The organism is Streptomyces sp. NPDC005004, from assembly GCF_053600675.1.
On the sequence record NZ_JBSGAH010000005.1, the window covers coordinates 1 to 15,774 of the forward strand.

At 69.3% G+C, this 15,774-nt stretch carries 12 protein-coding genes and 4 pseudogenes; 6 read left to right on the forward strand and 10 right to left on the reverse strand.

The window, feature by feature from the left end:
• Nucleotides 1-104 (forward strand): annotated as a pseudogene (locus ACWEEU_RS07875) (IS5/IS1182 family transposase); the annotation flags it as partial.
• 277 nt (nucleotides 105-381) lie between these two features.
• Here the strand turns inward: ACWEEU_RS07875 and ACWEEU_RS07880 are convergent.
• The 3 genes and pseudogenes from ACWEEU_RS07880 to ACWEEU_RS07890 all read right to left on the reverse strand — a co-directional run.
• Nucleotides 382-468, reverse strand: a pseudogene (locus tag ACWEEU_RS07880) (NADP oxidoreductase); the annotation flags it as partial.
• Between the two features lie 76 nt (nucleotides 469-544).
• A complete protein-coding gene (locus tag ACWEEU_RS07885; protein ID WP_451729799.1) occupies nucleotides 545-1,195 on the reverse strand; it encodes a peroxiredoxin-like family protein in 651 nt (216 codons plus the stop codon).
• 110 nt (nucleotides 1,196-1,305) lie between these two features.
• The gene (locus ACWEEU_RS07890; protein WP_451729802.1) at nucleotides 1,306-1,452 is read right to left on the reverse strand and encodes a hypothetical protein; all 147 of its coding nucleotides are present in this window, start codon (nucleotides 1,450-1,452) and stop codon (nucleotides 1,306-1,308) included.
• A 166-nt stretch (nucleotides 1,453-1,618) separates the two neighbouring features.
• Here ACWEEU_RS07890 and ACWEEU_RS07895 point away from each other — a divergent pair, with 166 nt between their 5' ends.
• A complete protein-coding gene (locus tag ACWEEU_RS07895) occupies nucleotides 1,619-2,218 on the forward strand; it encodes a TetR/AcrR family transcriptional regulator (RefSeq protein ID WP_451729805.1) in 600 nt (199 codons plus the stop codon).
• An 87-nt stretch (nucleotides 2,219-2,305) separates the two neighbouring features.
• Here the strand turns inward: ACWEEU_RS07895 and ACWEEU_RS07900 are convergent.
• A pseudogene (locus ACWEEU_RS07900) lies at nucleotides 2,306-2,540 on the reverse strand (sodium:solute symporter); the annotation flags it as partial.
• 980 nt (nucleotides 2,541-3,520) lie between these two features.
• Here ACWEEU_RS07900 and ACWEEU_RS07905 point away from each other — a divergent pair.
• Entirely contained in the window at nucleotides 3,521-4,204 is a 684-nt protein-coding gene (locus ACWEEU_RS07905) for a haloacid dehalogenase type II (protein WP_451729808.1), read from the forward strand.
• Here ACWEEU_RS07905 and ACWEEU_RS07910 read toward each other — a convergent pair.
• A pseudogene (locus ACWEEU_RS07910) lies at nucleotides 4,204-4,381 on the reverse strand (IS982 family transposase); the annotation flags it as partial. The gene ACWEEU_RS07905 and the pseudogene ACWEEU_RS07910 overlap by 1 nt on opposite strands.
• 226 nt (nucleotides 4,382-4,607) lie before the next feature.
• Nucleotides 4,608-5,498, reverse strand: a complete 891-nt coding sequence (locus ACWEEU_RS07915) for a PhzF family phenazine biosynthesis isomerase (protein WP_451729811.1) — start codon at nucleotides 5,496-5,498, stop codon at nucleotides 4,608-4,610.
• Nucleotides 5,499-5,592: 94 nt separating this feature from the next.
• Between ACWEEU_RS07915 and ACWEEU_RS07920 the strand changes: the two genes are divergently transcribed.
• Together ACWEEU_RS07920 and ACWEEU_RS07925 are read left to right on the forward strand one after the other, a co-directional pair.
• A complete protein-coding gene (locus ACWEEU_RS07920) occupies nucleotides 5,593-6,492 on the forward strand; it encodes a LysR family transcriptional regulator (RefSeq protein ID WP_385744603.1) in 900 nt (299 codons plus the stop codon).
• Nucleotides 6,493-7,218: 726 nt separating this feature from the next.
• Nucleotides 7,219-8,442 carry a cytochrome P450 gene (locus ACWEEU_RS07925; RefSeq protein ID WP_451729814.1) on the forward strand — a complete coding sequence of 408 codons (1,224 nt, stop codon included), beginning with the start codon at nucleotides 7,219-7,221 and terminating at the stop codon, nucleotides 8,440-8,442.
• A gap of 226 nt (nucleotides 8,443-8,668) precedes the next feature.
• On the opposite strand, the gene ACWEEU_RS07930 is transcribed toward ACWEEU_RS07925, so the two are convergent.
• The 4 genes from ACWEEU_RS07930 to ACWEEU_RS07945 form a co-directional block, all read right to left on the reverse strand.
• On the reverse strand, nucleotides 8,669-9,130 hold the full coding sequence (locus ACWEEU_RS07930; protein ID WP_451729817.1) for a cupin domain-containing protein: 462 nt from the start codon (nucleotides 9,128-9,130) through the stop codon (nucleotides 8,669-8,671).
• Entirely contained in the window at nucleotides 9,118-10,098 is a 981-nt protein-coding gene (locus ACWEEU_RS07935) for an AraC-like ligand-binding domain-containing protein (protein WP_385744538.1), read from the reverse strand. Before ACWEEU_RS07935 ends, ACWEEU_RS07930 begins: the two co-directional genes overlap by 13 nt.
• A gap of 242 nt (nucleotides 10,099-10,340) precedes the next feature.
• Entirely contained in the window at nucleotides 10,341-10,580 is a 240-nt protein-coding gene (locus ACWEEU_RS07940; protein WP_451729821.1) for a hypothetical protein, read from the reverse strand.
• A 275-nt stretch (nucleotides 10,581-10,855) separates the two neighbouring features.
• Complete coding sequence (locus ACWEEU_RS07945) at nucleotides 10,856-11,134, reverse strand: hypothetical protein (RefSeq protein ID WP_451729824.1); 279 nt, start codon at nucleotides 11,132-11,134, stop codon at nucleotides 10,856-10,858.
• A 190-nt stretch (nucleotides 11,135-11,324) separates the two neighbouring features.
• Between ACWEEU_RS07945 and ACWEEU_RS07950 the strand changes: the two genes are divergently transcribed.
• Nucleotides 11,325-15,506, forward strand: a complete 4,182-nt coding sequence (locus ACWEEU_RS07950; RefSeq protein WP_451729827.1) for a CHAT domain-containing protein — start codon at nucleotides 11,325-11,327, stop codon at nucleotides 15,504-15,506.
• The last annotated feature ends 268 nt before the right edge of the window (nucleotides 15,507-15,774 follow it).

A 15,774-nucleotide genomic window follows, 5' to 3' on the forward strand; every position in this document is an offset into this window, starting at 1 on the left:
TGAAGAGCTGGAAGATCCTGCGCGACTGCCGCCTCAAGGGCGACGGCATCCACTACGCCATGCTCGGCATTGCTCGCCTGCACAACCTCAACCTCACTGAATGACAGGTGAGTTCATGCAGCGGTCGCCCATGTCAAAACCGACCTCAATATCAGTTACGGGACAACCTTTAGCGGAGCTTCGTCAAACCTATTGCAGCGGTCCGCCGGAAGATTCTGACGGGCCGCTCATCGCGTCACCGGGCCGATGCGACCTTGTGGCAATCGCATCGGCCGCAGGCGTACCGAGATAGACCGTGAGGAGCGTGGCTGAGTCTCCTGACGGAAAGCCCCCGTGCCGCCTTCCGTTTCCTGGTGGCTCGGTCCACCCGAACAGGCCGGCGGGGGGTGCGATTGCTTGCGCGTCCGCCCCCTTACCGGCCCACAGGGCGATGAACAGCGCTGCGGTCCCTTCCCGGAGTCCCGCACACGTGTCCCAACTCGCCCGTACAGGAGCTTCGTTGGTTGTCGCGCTGGTGCGCCTGCGACAGCTGAGGGGGATGCGATCAGCTCAGTGCGTCGAGGGCGGCGAGGATGTCGGCGGGTTCCGCGCGGGTGGTGTAGTCCGTGTTGACGAAGGCCCAGCGGATCGCTCCGTCGCGGTCGATGACGAAGGTCGCGGGCAGCGGGAGCGTACGCGGATGGCCGTCGTTGACGCGCTGGAGGTCGAAGCCGAGCTTGTCGTAGACGGCTGCGAGGTCGTCGGGGAGGTCGAAGGCGAGGCCGTACTGCTTGGCGGTGTCGGAGCCGATATCGCTGAGGACCTCGAAGTCCAGGCCGTGCCTTTCTGTCAGAGTGAGGGACTCGTCGGGGATCTGGGGAGAGACGGCCACCAGGCGGGCGCCGCGGGCGGTGACGGCCTCGTGGTGCTGCTGGAGTGAGCGCAGCGCGATGTTGCAGTACGGGCACCACGCGCCGCGGTAGAAGGTCAGCACGACGGGGCCGTCAGCCAGCAGGGCGTCGAGGGCCAGGGTCTGTCCGGTCGCGGTGGGGAGGCTGAAGCGAGGAGCCTGCGCACCGACGGACAGGGCGCTGTCGGCCCGGCCGGAGTCGGCGAGTTCCTGGCCGGCCCGCCGCATGATCTCCCGGATCTCGGCGGGGATCTGCCGCTGACGTGCTTCGTAGAAGGTGCGCAGTTCGGCGTTCAGGGTGGTCATGACGCTTCGTTCCTCCTGGCTGACGGCTGGAGCGGGGCTTATCTTGAAATGTTCGTTCCAAGATATGGGTATGCGGAGCCCCGCGCCAGTGGTGCGGAGGTGTCGAAGAGTCAGAGGCTGGTGAAGGGGCGATGGTCGGTCAGTGCGAGGGCGCGGATGAAGGCGCCGAGGCGAACCGTGCGGCGAGCGAGGAAGCGGCGGATGCGGGGCGTGCGCGAGTCGTAGGCGACGGCCCAGAGGGCTGGTATGCGATTCATGGGGGCATGGTCGCGGCGATCGGCGCCACCCCGGGTGGATCGTGGACGAACCTGGATGCCTTCGCGCAGGTGGGCGGCCTGCCCTGCTCTGTGCCCGTCGGTACCTTTGCGGGGTGGTGAACGGGGAGTATCTTGGAATCTCTATTTCAGGATGGCGGGGTGAAACGTGCCGGACATCAAACACTTCGACCCGGATGCCACCCTGGAGACCGTGGTGCGGCTGTTCTGGCGCCAGGGCGTGGCCTCGACCGGGATCCAGGACGTGGTCACCGCGACCGGGCTCAACCGCTCCAGTCTGTATGCCACGTTCGGCGGCAAGCAGGACCTCTACTTCGCCGCGCTGCGCCGGTACCTGGAGCAGCGGTCCCAGCCGATGTTCCGGCGCCTGGCCGAGGACGAGCGGGGACTGCCGGCCGTCTCCGAGTTCTTCGCCGGCCTGATCGGGGCGCGCTGCTCGGGTGAGTACGCCCGATGGGGCTGCATGGTCTCCAACGCGCACGCCGGGGTCGAGAACAGTGATCCGAAGGTGCGTGGCGTCCTGGACCAGCACCACCGGGAGCTGCGCGAGGCGATGTACGCGGCACTTGTCACGGCCGAACGCCAGGGGCAGCTGGCCCCCGGGGTCGACCCCGGTGCTTCCGCGGACCTGCTGGCGTTGCTCGCCTACGGGGTCAACTTGCGCTCGCGTGCCGGTGCCGACGCCGCGTCGTTGCGAAAGACGGTGGCCGCCGCCCTGGACTCGCTCGGTGTCAGGGCGACGGCGTAGGCGTCCGAGGATCGGGCTCTCGACCGGGCTCGGGGGCAGGTGAAGTCCCCGGACGGGGGTGGCAGCTGACACGGCTTCGGTTACTGCCGCATCCGCGGTGTAGTCCCCCCGGGGATGTGCCGTCGATGCCCTCAGGGGCCTTGGCCGCCTTCAGGACGAAGGTGAGGACCACCGTCACGGCGACGTTGAGCACGAACGCCGTCAGGCCGATGTAGCCGGTCTGGCCGATGCCCGGGATCTCCTTCGCCGAGCCGCCGAAGTGCTCCTGTGCGGGCGAGGCGACACCGTAGGCGGCGAGGGTGCCGTAGATCATGCCGACCGCGCCGACCCTGCCGCCGTACTGGAGACCTTTCTCCGGTGCTCGGCACGACCGGCGATCGCATCCCGTACGACCTCGACGCGCGAGCAGCCATTTACCGCCAACTCCTGGCGGGACGGGGCGCGCTGATCGTCCTGGACGACGCGGCCGACACGGAACAGGTACGGCCCCTCCTGCCCGGGACCTCGGGATGCCGCACGCTGATCATCAGTCGGCGCGCGCTGGACGGCCTCGCCGAAACCGCCCGGCTGAGGGTGCCGCCGCTGGCCCCGGACGAGTCCGTCGAGTTGGTGCGGACAGCGACCGGAGCCGAACGCCTCGCCTCGGACCTCCCGGCGGTCCAGCGGATCGCCGGCTTACCGGGTCACCTCCCGCTCGCGCTGTCGGCCATCGGTCGCCACATGCGCGACCATCCCGCCTGGGCACTCGGCGGCTATTACCGCGAGCCTCTGATCACCCTGACCCTTGAGGAGGGCGTGCGCACCGCACTGGCCACCTCAGACGCACGGTTGTCGCAGGGCGCAGGGCGCAGGGCGACTTCTTCGCCTGCTGGCCCTCCATCCGCCGACAGAGGTGGAGATCGCAGGCGCGGCCGCTCTCCTGGGCGAACCGTCCGCTGCCACCGAACATCACCTCACCGCTCTGGCGGCAGAGCACTTGATCGAACGCACCGCACCCCACCGCTTCCGGGTTCATCCGCTCACCCACGCCCACGCGGAGGAACGTCTCTGCATCGACGAACCCGCGACCCACATCCGCCTGGCACTGACCCGCCTGTCGGAACATGGCCACAGCTGGGGCGCCGACATGCGACTCGAGGCTCGAACCGTCCGCGGACTCCGTCTCCCCGTACCCCGGCAGCACGCCGCATCGGATGGAGAGAGGAACAGCCCGCTGCCGCAACCACGCACAGGACGGGTACTCGCAGCCTGAGGGGGTCACGACGTCTGGCATCCGCGCACGGACGCGAGGAGGAGAAGAACATGCCCGCCGACCAGCACCAGGTCCTCGTCTTCGACGTCAACGAGACACTCAGTGACCTCGCACCACTGCGCGGTCGCTTCGAGGACACCGGTGCCCCCGGGCACCTGCTGCCGACCTGGTTCGCCGGGGTGCTGCGGGACGGATTCGCCCTGACCGCGGCAGGTGGGTATGCGGACTTCACCTCCGTCGCGTACGACGGACTACGGACGCTGCTGTCCGGCCTGGAGGGATGGACGGGAGATGAGGAGGCCGCGGCACGGCACATCCTGGACGGCTTCTCCCAGTTGGGCGTGCACCCCGATGTGCCGGACGTACGGAGGTTGAGCGACGCGGGGTATCGGCTGACGGCGATGACCAACGGAAGCATCGCGCTGACCGAGCGGTTGCTGGACGCGGCAGGGGTGCTGGACCGCTTCGAGGCACTGTCGGACGTGCGCGGACCACGCTGTTGGAAGCCTGCGCCGGCCGCCTACCACTATGCCGTCCAACGGGTCGGCGTCCGGCCTGAGCAGGCGATGCTGGTCGCCCTGCATCCCTGGGACATCGACGGGGCGCGCAGAGCCGGGCTGGGCGGTGCGTGGCTGCGGCGCGGAGCCACCGTGTACCCGTGCACGATGACCCCGCCCAGCTTCAGCGCGCGGGATCTGGAGGAGCTTGTGAAGGTGCTGGTCGCCGACCAGTGACGTTCACCGGGCTTGGGGTTGGCCAGGACCCACAGAATCCCCACGCCGGTCGGGGCGCGGACCAGATGCAGGCGGGCCCCTGAAGAACCGTGAGTGGGAGGCGCAGTAGCTGTAGCCGGCCCGGCCTGCCAGGTCCGAGCGTGTGACGGTCGGCCGGGACGTGCCGCACGGCACCGGGGGTGGAGTCGGTGATCCAGACCGTGTCGGTCGGTCGTCAGAAACTGAATCCTTCAGACCCTCACCCCTTACGCGAGGCGGAATCGCGGATCTGCTCGTCCACGGGGGAGTCGCCTGCGGGGCCACGCAGAGTTCCTCGACTGTGCGTACGGCGTGAGTGGCAGTGGCCGGTGCCCCCCAAGCGGCCCCTGTCGCACGAACATCGCGTGCATCGCCACCGGTCCACTCAGGACTCTTCCGCGCCAGTGCTCGCGCCAGCGTCCACGATCGCCACCGCCTGCCCGCTCACTCGCACGCGCGGGTCCGCGGGGGAGGCCTCGACCCGGAGAAGGCTGGGCCGGCCGAGATCCTCGCCCTGGCGGATGGTGAACGCACCGGAAGACGGGAGGGCGCCGAGGACGCGCAGATAGCCGCCGAAGGCGGCCGCCGCGGCGCCGGTGGCCGGATCCTCGACGACACCGCCGATCGGGAACGGGTCGCGGGCGTGGAAGAGTTCGGGGGCCTCCCGCCAGACCAACTGGAGGGTGGTCCAGCCGTGAAGGCGCATGACCTCGGCCAGCGCGTCGAAGTCGTAGTCCAGGGCAGCGAGACGCTCGCGGGTGGCCGCGGCCAGGACCAGGTGCTCGTTACCGCCGAAAGCGACATGCGGCGGCAGCGCCGGGTCAAGGTCCTCCGGGGACCAGCGCAGGGCCGCCAGCGAGGCGTGCACCTCCGCTTCGCCCGCCGGCCGGGAGCGGCTGGGGACGCTGGTGAGCGTCGCCGTCACCGAGTGTCCGGGCGCTGCCGAGGTGTCCAGGGCGATCTCGCCCACCGGCGTGTCGAAGACGAGGGGGCCGGTGCCGATCCGCTCGGCCAGTGCCACCGCGGTGGCGACGGTCGCGTGACCGCAGAAGGCGACCTCCGCAAGTGGGCTGAAGTAGCGCAGCCGGAAGCGGCGCGCCGCCTGGTCCGCCGCGGTGACGAACGCGGTCTCCGAGTAGCCGACTTCGGCAGCGGCCGCCAGCATGGCGCCATCGTCCAACGCCGTCGCGTCAAGCACGACACCGGCCGGGTTACCGCCGGCGGAGTCGGTGCTGAAGGCCGTGTAGCGCAGGATCTCGGGGGGTGTCTGACTCATGCCCCTACCGTGGCACCGCACAGACATCCGGACAAGCGATGGATTCCGATCATTCCCATCGTCATCCGCGATGGCAAAGACTATCGTCGGCACCATGGACACCCGACTGCTGCGCACCTTCGCCACCGTCGCCCGGACCGAGAACCTCACCGCCGCCGCAGAGCACCTGCACCTCGTCCAGTCCACCGTGACCGCCCATGTGCAGGCACTGGAGAAGGAACTCGACCTGCGCCTGTTCGACCGACTGCCGCGCGGAGTGGTGCTCACCAGCGCCGGCCGCGAGGTGCTGGCGCAGACCGAAGAAGTACTGGAGGCCGAGTCCCGGCTACGGGCGGTCGCCGCCTCGGCCGGCGGCGCGGACGGTCAGGTGACCGGACGCGTGACGCTCTCGGCCGGCGAGACGCTGGTGTCCGCGCGCCTGCCGGGAGTCATCGTCTCCCTGCGCCGCAACCACCCCGGAGTCGAGGTCGACCTGCGCACGATGGGCACCGCAGCCGCCGTCGCCGCGCTCCGCACCGGCGAGCTGGATCTTGCCCTCCTGCTGGAGGACGAGGCCGCCTTCCGCGACATCGAGTGCACGCCGCTGGCCCGTGAGCCGCTGGTGCTCGTCTGCTCCCCCGAACACCCCGCCGCCACCCGCGGCACCACCGACTGGGCGGAGCTGGCCCGCGAGGACTACTTCCTGCACGAGCAAGGTTGCTCGTACAGCGACCGCTTCATCGAACGACTGCTCGCCGCGGCGAAGGGCACGCCGCCCCGGATCACCCGTTTCGGCAGTCTGGAAGCCGCCAGGTCCTGCGTGACCGCCGGTCTCGGTCTCAGCCTGCTGGCCCGCGCCAATGTCGCGGACGCGCTCGCGGCAGGCCGCCTCACACAGGTGCCTGGCCCGCAGTTCCCGGGCGTCACCGTCCAACTGGCCCGCCATCGCCGACGCTGGCTCTCTCCCGCGGCCGCCGCGCTCACCGCCCAGCTACCACACCACTTCCCCCACTGAGCACACGGGTGTGCCGACGGACCGTGTGCCCGGCCGGCCTGTCACGCTCGTTCGACTACTGATCACTTTGGAGCTACTCGTCCAGGCATCGCCCTCAGGGAGGAAGCGAGGGCGATGCCCTCGACTCCCCGATACGAGCCCACGCGGCAGCCGCTCGCTGCATGGAAGATGCCCGTCACAGGCCGCACACGCCCGCCCTGCGGGATGGAGCCGACGGCGCACCCGGCCACCGGCCACCGTGAAGGCCGCCCGGGACATCGAGACCGACGCCCGGGGCGCTCGGCGACACACCGCCGATCCCGTGCGCCACCACCGACGCGGACACCTGGCTGAACCACGACAACGTGCCGCCGTTCGAACCCGCCCACGTCGACCGCCGAGCAGGCGCGTAACACCGCCCGAGGGGACAGCCGCATGGGCACTGTCCTCGCCGAGTCGGCGAGGGCTGCGCCGCCGCTGCCGACCGCCCCGGGAGCGCGCCCCCGTCCCGGCCGTGCCCAGGACGGCGCCTCGCGCATGTGATGGCTCCGGCCCCCACAGTGCGGCTGTGCCCGCGCCGCCAAGGACACGGCCGTCCCGCAACAACGGGCCGCACACCCCGCTCTGGGGCGACCGGTATCCGGCGAAGCCGAGCACTGCGCCCCACTCGGAGCCTTGGGGCTGTCATCGCTGACGGATGATCAATAACCTTACGGAACACGCGATTCCCGGTCTCGACGGAGCATTATGAACACTGCGGCACCGATACCCGACATCCTCTCGCCCGAGTTCGCGGCGGACCCGTACCAGGCCTACCGGCTGATGCGGGAGTCCGCGCCCCTCATCTGGCACGAGGCCACGCAGAGTTACATCATCTCGCGCTACGAAGACGTCGAACGTGTCTTCAAGGACAAGGACGGCGAGTTCACCACCGACAACTACGACTGGCAGATCGAGCCGGTCCACGGCAAGACGATCCTCCAGCTCAGCGGCCGGGAGCACGCCGTGCGCCGGGCGCTGGTGGCCCCCGCCTTCCGCGGCCGGGACCTGCAGGAGAACTTCCTGCCCGTCATCGAGCGCAACTCGCGCGAACTGATCGACGCCTTCCGGCACTCCGGCTCCGCCGACCTCGTCACCGACTACGCCACCCGGTTCCCGGTCAACGTGATCGCGGACATGCTCGGCCTGGACAAGGCCGACCACGCCCGCTTCCACCGCTGGTACACCGCCGTCATCGCCTTTCTCGGCAACCTGTCCGGCGACCAGGAGGTGGCCGCGGCCGGCGAGCGCACCCGCGTGGAGTTCGCGGAGTACATGCTGCCGATCATCCGCGAGCGCCGGGAGCACCTCGGCGACGACCTGCTGTCGGTACTGTGCGCCGCCGAGGTCGACGGGATGCGGATGAGCGACGAGGACATCAAGGCGTTCTGCAGCCTGCTGCTCGCCGCCGGCGGTGAGACCACGGACAAGGCGATCGCCAGCATCTTCGCCAACCTGCTGAGCCACCCCGACCAGCTCGCCGCCGTCCGGTCCGACCACAGCCTGATCCCGCGGGCGTTCGCGGAGACCCTGCGCTTCACCCCGCCGGTGCACATGATCATGCGGCAGTCCGCCACCGAGGTGAAGCTCAGCGGCGGCACCATCCCGGCCGGGGTCACCGTCACCTGCCTGATCGGCTCGGCCAACCGGGACGAGAGCCGCTACCGCGAGCCCGGCCGCTTCGACATCTTCCGCGAGGACCTCACCGCCACCACCGCCTTCTCCGCGGCCGCCGACCACCTGGCGTTCGCGCTGGGCCGTCACTTCTGTGTGGGCGCGCTGCTCGCCAAGGCGGAGGTCGAGATCGGCGTCGCCCAACTGCTGGACGCCATGCCGGACCTGCGCTTCGCCGACGGCTTCGACCCGGTCGAGCAGGGCGTGTTCACCCGCGGCCCCCAGACCCTCCCGGTGCGGTTCACCCCCATCGCCTGACCCCCGTCGCCTGACCCGCGCCGCTGGACCCCCTCGCCACGGGGGCCCAGCGGGCTGGCCGCTATCCGCCGACCGGGGTGAACCACACCGGCAGCGCGGTCAGCCCCGCATCCCGATGGACGACCGGCAGGTCAGCGCGTGACCTCGTCCTGACCCGGCCGTGGTGGCTCGAACTCGGCGAGCCGCATCACCTCCGGACCTCGGTAGCGGTCCTGTCGAAGGTGCTTCACGAGGCGTATTCGTTCGAGATCTCGGTGGCGTAGTTCTTCCAGAGCGGTTGCATGGTCTCGGCGTTGACCGGCTGGCCGGAATCGATCATGGCCTTGAAGTCGCGGAAGTACTGCACATACAGGTCCGGCGTGAAGGTGTTCAGCATGACCGCGTTCTCGTCGCCGACGTTGGCGAACGTGTGCGGCGCCCCGGTCGGCACGATGACCCAGGTGCCCGGCCCGGCGTCGTATTGGTCCTCGCCGACGGTGAACCGAAAAGTTCCCGCCAGCACGTAGAAGCCCTCGTCATGCTGGGCGTGGCGATGCTGCAACGGGCTCGGGGTGCCTGGCGGAATGGTGACCTCGGCGAACCCCAGCCGGTGTTCGGTGTGCTCGCCGTTCTCCAGGATACGGATCTGCTGTGCCCCGCTGCCGAGGATCTCGCCCTCACCGGGGCGGACGATGTTCACCTTCGCCACGACTTCTCCTGTTGCTCTCGGGTGCCTTGGTCACCACCATCCTTTCCCGGGCCGGCCGTGCGCGTCTTGGTCGTCTGTGCACGGTTGCTGGTTACCAGTGCGCGGGCGTTGTAGCCGTACGTCGCCTTGAAGAGCTTGCTGAAATGGGTGGGATCGGAGAAGCCCCACCGGGCGGCCACGGCGGTGACAGTACGTCCGCCTCCGGTCAGCTCGGCCCGGCAGCGCTCCAGGCGGCGACGGCGGATGAGGGCCGCGACGGTGAGCGGCTGGTCCTCGAACAGCTTGTGCAGCCGGCGCACTGAGATGTGGTGGGCGGCGGCGATGCCGGGCGGGGACAGATCGGGATCGGCCAGCCGCGCCTCGATGTAGCCGGTGATCCGGTCCCGCAGCCACTCGTCCGGGGCCGGCTGTTCGTCGCCGATCCTGGCCTCCAGTGCGACCGCGATCAGCTCGACGACGGCCGCCGCCGACCGCAGCGCCTCCGCCTCGCGGAACTCGGTCGCCGACCGCGCCAACTCCCGGGCCAGCACGGACACGAGAGCGCCCGGGCCGTGGCTGCCGTCGATGCGTAGGCCGACGAGCCGGTCGATCTGCGCGGGCCGGATCCGCAGCTCCCGGCGCGGAACCAGGAGGGTGACGTGCGCCGCGGCGGTGCTCTCGAACCGGAGCGTACGCGTGGGATCGAGCAGCACCAGGTCGGTCGGCCCGAGTTCGGCGTCGCCGCGTCCCTGCTCGATCCGCGTCCGGCCCCGGGTCATCACCTTGACCGCCAGGTTCTCGCTGTCGGAGGCGTCGCGCTCCCGCCCGATGCAGGAGCTCTCCGGCGTGTCGAGGGAGACCAGCCGCAGCGGCCCGAGGCCGCGGGTGGCGATCCGGCCCCGGAAGTCGGCCCCGGCCAGCTTGTTGACCAGCGGCGGAAACCCGCTGGCGGCCAGCTCGTCCTGGAACGTCTCAAGGTCGCCGATCACCGGTCAACGATAACGGCGACACTTCTGCGCGGGCGCTGCCGTAAGGTCACACCAAACGAAACGGCGTCTTTAGAAGAAGCCGAGCTTCTTCGGCGAATACGACACGAGGATGTTTTTCGTCTGCTGGTGGTACATCAGCGGCACCCGTGCTGACCAGCGAAAACGGTGGAACATGCCCATGGTTGACGAGGGCTGGCCCGGAGCTGGTCCGGATCTTGGTGGGCGCCGGTCAGTGGTGTGGATTATCCGACGGTGCGGGCGGTGGCCCAGTCGTCTTCCTCGACGCACCGGCCGTTGGCGATGGCGGGACGGCCTCCGTAGTAGAGGTGGAGGGCGCCGTCGTTGCGGGTGAGGTGGAGGTCGGGGATGCCGTCTGAGTCGACGTCGGGGGTGCCGCGCAGGAGGGGCCAGGTGGTGCTGTCCCATCCGGCGGTGCCGTAGGTGAGGTCCTTGCCGTCGGCGGATGTCCTCGGACTTGTCACCGTCGGCGTCCTGGACCACCACGATCTGGCTGAGGGTGGCGGGGTCGGGTGCGTCGGCGGGGCGGAGGATTTCGGTGCGGCGGCTGATTTCGAAGCGGCAGTTTCCGTCGCCCTGACAGACGTAGAGTTTGCCGTCGGGTATGCGGGCCCAGTCGCCGGAGTGCGCGATCAGCGCGTCCTTGAAGTAGCCAGAGGGTGCGGGCTTGCCGTCATCGGTGGCGGCGGCCATCCAGGCGTCCACGTCACCAGTGGCATCTGCCGGATGGACACGCAGGTCATCCGTGCCGTCGACGGCCAGGACATCGGCTTACCGTCGCCGGGGCCGTCGAGGCCAGGGCCGGGGCGGGGACGGCCTTCTTGTCGTAGATCGGGTGGTTGAGGGACCACTGGAACTCGGTCATGTCCGTGGGGTTGGTTCCGCCCGCGATGACGGTGATCTTGCCCGGGCCTAGGGTGTTCCTCGTCTCGCCGGAGTCCAGGGGGCCGCTGCCGGACCACTGCCCGGCGCAGTCGATGGCCTGGGCGAGCCAGCAGTGCGTCTTGCCAGGCGTCAACTTCTTCCAGCCGATGAGGTGCGGCCGGAAGGCCGAAGCGCGCGTCCTCCTCGGTGACGGATGTGGGCTTCGGTGATGCGGGTCCACTGCACCCGGAAAACTTCCACGGAGTCCTGTCCCCGGCGGTGGTCGATCACATACAGTAATTCCCTGTTCGCTACGCGTGCGTACGGGGCAAGGGGGCGGCCGGGTGCTGGAGTTGCAGCTCCGCGTGGAGGACTTCGATGGGCCGAGGTCCTGGAGGTGGGTGCTCAGCCGGGAAGGCGAGTTCCTGGCCGACCACCAGGTGGTCATACCCGAACCCTGCTGGGAGTCCGATGCTCTGCAGGACCTGCACGGCCATCTGCAGTGGGCAGGCGTGACTGACATCTCTGCCGACAGCGAGAGCGAGATCCTGACCCAGATCGGGCATTGGGCGTACACGTACGGTTTGGGGACGGTGGGGCAGGCGCTCGTGGCCCAGTCGGTCCCGGTCACCGTACGGCTCGTCACCTCGGCGCAGACACGTCACCTTGCCCTCTGGCCATGGGAGTTGGCGATCGCGGACAGCCGCACGCTCGCCTCACGAGACATTCGCTTCGTCGTCGATCTCGACCTCCAGACACCGGTGCGGCCGCGGGTGGAAGCCCGACCGGCACTGCGGGTGCTCGGCCTGTTCAGCCTTCCCGACGACGCGAGCCCGCTGAGCCTCCGCCGGGAGAGGGTCGCGCTGATGAACCTCTTCCAGGAGGTGAGTGCCGTACACAGGAAGGCGATCGACCTGCGGATCCTTCAGTACGGCGTGACACGGAAGCGGTTGCGGGACGTCGTCAACGACGGACAGGGCTGGGACATCCTCCATGTGTCCGCCCATGGATCGACGACCGGCCTCCTGCTGGAGCGGGAGGACGGTTCACCGGACCTGGTCACCAGCGAGGACCTGCGGATTCTCCTCGGCCCCCTGGCCGCGCGGGTCAAGTTCGCCATGGTCTCCTCGTGCTCATCGGGCGCCTCGGAATCCGACGCTTTCGCCGCACGCGTGGATGAACTCCGACCGGTCCACAGGAACACCGTGTCCCGGCCGGATCGGACATCACCGTCGCCCTCACTGGCCGCGGCCCTGGCCGCACAACTGGGCTGCTGGGTGCTGGGCATGCGCTACCCGGTCGATGACCGGTTCGCGATCGAACTGTCCCACCGCGTCTACAACCGCCTGATCGGCGATGCCGCTCAATCCCCGCCCCAGGCACTGGCCTTCGCCCTGTCGGAATGGCAAGAGGAGTCCGGAAGGCCGACACTCGCTGAGATGACGCCGATCCTCTTCGGGTGTCAAGGCGCGGAGGTGAGGCTGACTGCCCCCGCCCTCACCGGTCCGCCGCTCGGCGCGACCCACTCCAGACAGCAGGCATTCCTGCCCTCTCCGCCAGCGGAATTCGTGGGCCGCGCCGGACTGCTGACCGCCGCGAGCAAGGCACTCGCGCCCCGCAGCGGTGCGTCGGGAGTGGTGCTGCACGGCATGCCGAGGGTGGGCAAGAGCGCTTGCGCCCTCGAACTCGCGCACACCCACGCCGACAGGTTCGCGGCGGTCGTATGGCACGAGGTGCGTGGCGACGAGCACGTGGGCACGGCCCTGCAACGCTTCGCACGCGAGCTCCGGAAGCAGCTCGAGGATGCCGGCCTCACACCGATCGCCCACTTCGACGACCCGCGCACCCTGGACGACCCGGACCTGCTCGCCAGGTCCCTGCGCCTGCTGTCGATCTTCCTTACCAACAACCGCGTCCTCGTCGTACTGGACCATGCGACTCCTCTGCTCACCGAACAGGGGCGGTGGCGGGACCACCGATGGGGCATGCTCGTCGACGCGGTGACCGGCCACTCCGGTCTGTCCAGGTTGGTCATGACGACTTCGAGTGCCGTCCCAGACCTGGACGACCGGGTGACGCGTCTGCCTGTCGTGCCGCTGTCGACCCGCGAGGCCGCGCTCCTGGCCAGGTCGCTGCCGGACACGTCGGCGCTCTTCGGCGAGGGATCGAGGTCCCGAGAGACCATTCGCAGCCTCCTACGAGCGTGTGGGGGCCACCCAGGACTGCTGATGGACGCTTCGCGCGACGTCCTCCTCGACGCAGGGCCGCCCGACGGCTTCCGTCACGCCGAACTGAATGACGACCAGCTCGCCATCACCCGGTGGACCTGCACGGTGACCGGTCAACTGCCGCAACCCGAGCAGCTGCTGGCGGCTCTGCTGTGCGACCTGGAGGAGAACGACCGCATCCCTTGGGTTCTCCGCGATGCCTGGCCGAAGCTGTGGCAACACCTCGACCGGCCGGGCACCGCACCCCCCTGGCAAACCCTGGTGCGCAGTCTCGAGGCACGGGCGCTGCTGACCGTCGAACGTGCGACGGAACAGAACACTTTCGAGGTCGAGGTTCCGCCCGTCCAGGGCTCCGCCGACAGCCCCGGAACCGCCTTCACTATGACGGGTCAGGCCGCGGTGGAGATCTACCCCGGCCTCGTCGTCGGTGTCCATGACGACGACGAGGGCGTTCTCTGTATCCGCGTCCATCCCACGGTGGCGGAAGCCGTGCGTGCCATGGCCGAACCGGAGTTCCCGCGGACCGTCTCCGGATGTCTCGCCGGACTGTGGATGCGCCTGATGAGCGCGGAAGCCCTGAACTACCCGGATCGCGAACTGACGATCATGGAGGCCGCGGCTGCTCGCCACGCCATCCCGTACGCAGCGCGGCAAGGCGCCTGGAGTGAGGTCCACCAGCTCTTCGAAGTGCTCTTCTCCCGGGACGCGTCGCCGGAGACGGTACGCGGCGTGCTGCCTTGGCTGCGCCAGGCGGCCGAGGAAGCGGACGCCGCTCCCGTGCGTTCCTTCTGCCGGCGGTGGATCGCCAAGGCGTCGGGGGCCTCGTCTGCCCCAGCAGACGACGACCACATCCCGTCCGGCTTCCCGGGAGAGCCGGGCCTCAGTGCTCCTCAGCCGCAGATGGAGTCCGAGACCTGGCTGGATGACCTGCAGGAAGCCTACGAGGAGGGCGACTTCCACCGAGTGCTGGGCCATCTGACCAGGCTGCGCGACCAGTCGGTCCTGACGCCCCCGGCCGACAGCTCCCCCCGCGGGCGGGAGATACGACGATTGATCGAGTCCGCCCTCGAGATGGGCTTCCGTGCCGCGGTGGGCCTGCGTGAATGGCAGAGGGCGCTCGACCTCAACAACGACCTCCTCGACCTGATGCGCCAGAGGATGGCGGTAAGAGCCGAATCCGTCCGCGTCGAATTCCACAATCACGCCCCACTGATGGCGCTGGGCCGCTTCGACGACGCCCGAGAGCTGCTTCTGCGGGTACGCCGGACAGCCGAACAAGGGGACGATTCGAAGCTGCTGGGGATGGTCATGGGTTCGCAGGCTGGTCTTGAGTACCTGCAGGGCCACGTCGAGGTGGCCGTCCGCCTGCAGCGCGAAGCCCTCCGCCACTCTACCGAGGCCGGTGATCTCCATGATCTCAGCATCGGTCATCTCAACCTGGGCAACATGCACGTCGCCGCCGATGAGCCCTTGCAGGCATTGTGCAATCACCTCATCGGAGCCGTCATCGAGTGCGTGCGTGGCGGTGTCACCACCTCCGATTCCGTGGCGGACCAGCTGGCCGAGAATCTGGATAAAGGACGCGTCATGGCCTGCCCCCTCGACTGGCCGGACGTGCACCGGGTCGCTTACGAGTACATCGGCATCCCCCTCGAACGGAGCCTTCCCGGCCTCTTCACCACAGAGGACCCCCTCTTGCCACAGCGAACGCTGGACGACCTCCTGCGGCGTGCCTGGCGCCGGCTCAACCTCCGCTTCGCCCCTCATCTCGCAGCCTGGGACCCAGTGCTGTCAGCGATCGCTGCCGCGGTGGCCGGCGACGACACCGCCCGCCGGCAGGCCCACCTCGCGCTGGACGACCTCCGAGAATTTCCGGAGTGGAGCCCGCTGGTCCGCATCCTGCGTGGCGTGCTCGAGAACCGGGCTGACGTGCCCGACGACAACCTCAAGCTCCTCCACCATGTGATCGTCTACCGGTTGCTGCACATGCCGAAGACCGACGTCGGCATCCCGCCGGGGTTGTGGGTTCTCCAGTCCGTGCGGCACCTCCTGTCTAGGGTGGTGGCCGCCGCGAACGGCGACGCGGGGGCGGCGGCCGAGCTTCAGCAGGCCTTGGATGAGCTGCCGGCCGGCGGCGGTGAGCACGACCCACTTGCCGGGTTCCTGCTCCGACTCGCCTGCGGAGATACGGCCGCGCAGGTGATGCCCCGGCTCGACTCCTTCATGGAGAGCGTCGTCCACTGGCTCGACACCCACATCGACCCGGCGGGCCCCCTTCCCGCCACAGCTCCGAGCTGACAGTCCGGGCTTGGCCCCGCAGTTCATGAGAGCCGGGGCCGGGGCGTTCGTGGGGACTCTGTGGCCGGTGCGCCCGTCCTCTGCGCTGCTGGTCATCGACGCCTTCCACCAGGGGCTCATCGTGGATCGCCGCCCACCTTCGGTGTTGCTCCCGACGGGCGCCTGTTCCGGAACGCAGCAGGGAACTACATCGACGCCTCGGCGTACGGCATCACCTGGGGGCGAGCGCGTGAGACTGCTCTCACGATCGACGAGCACGCCCTTGACC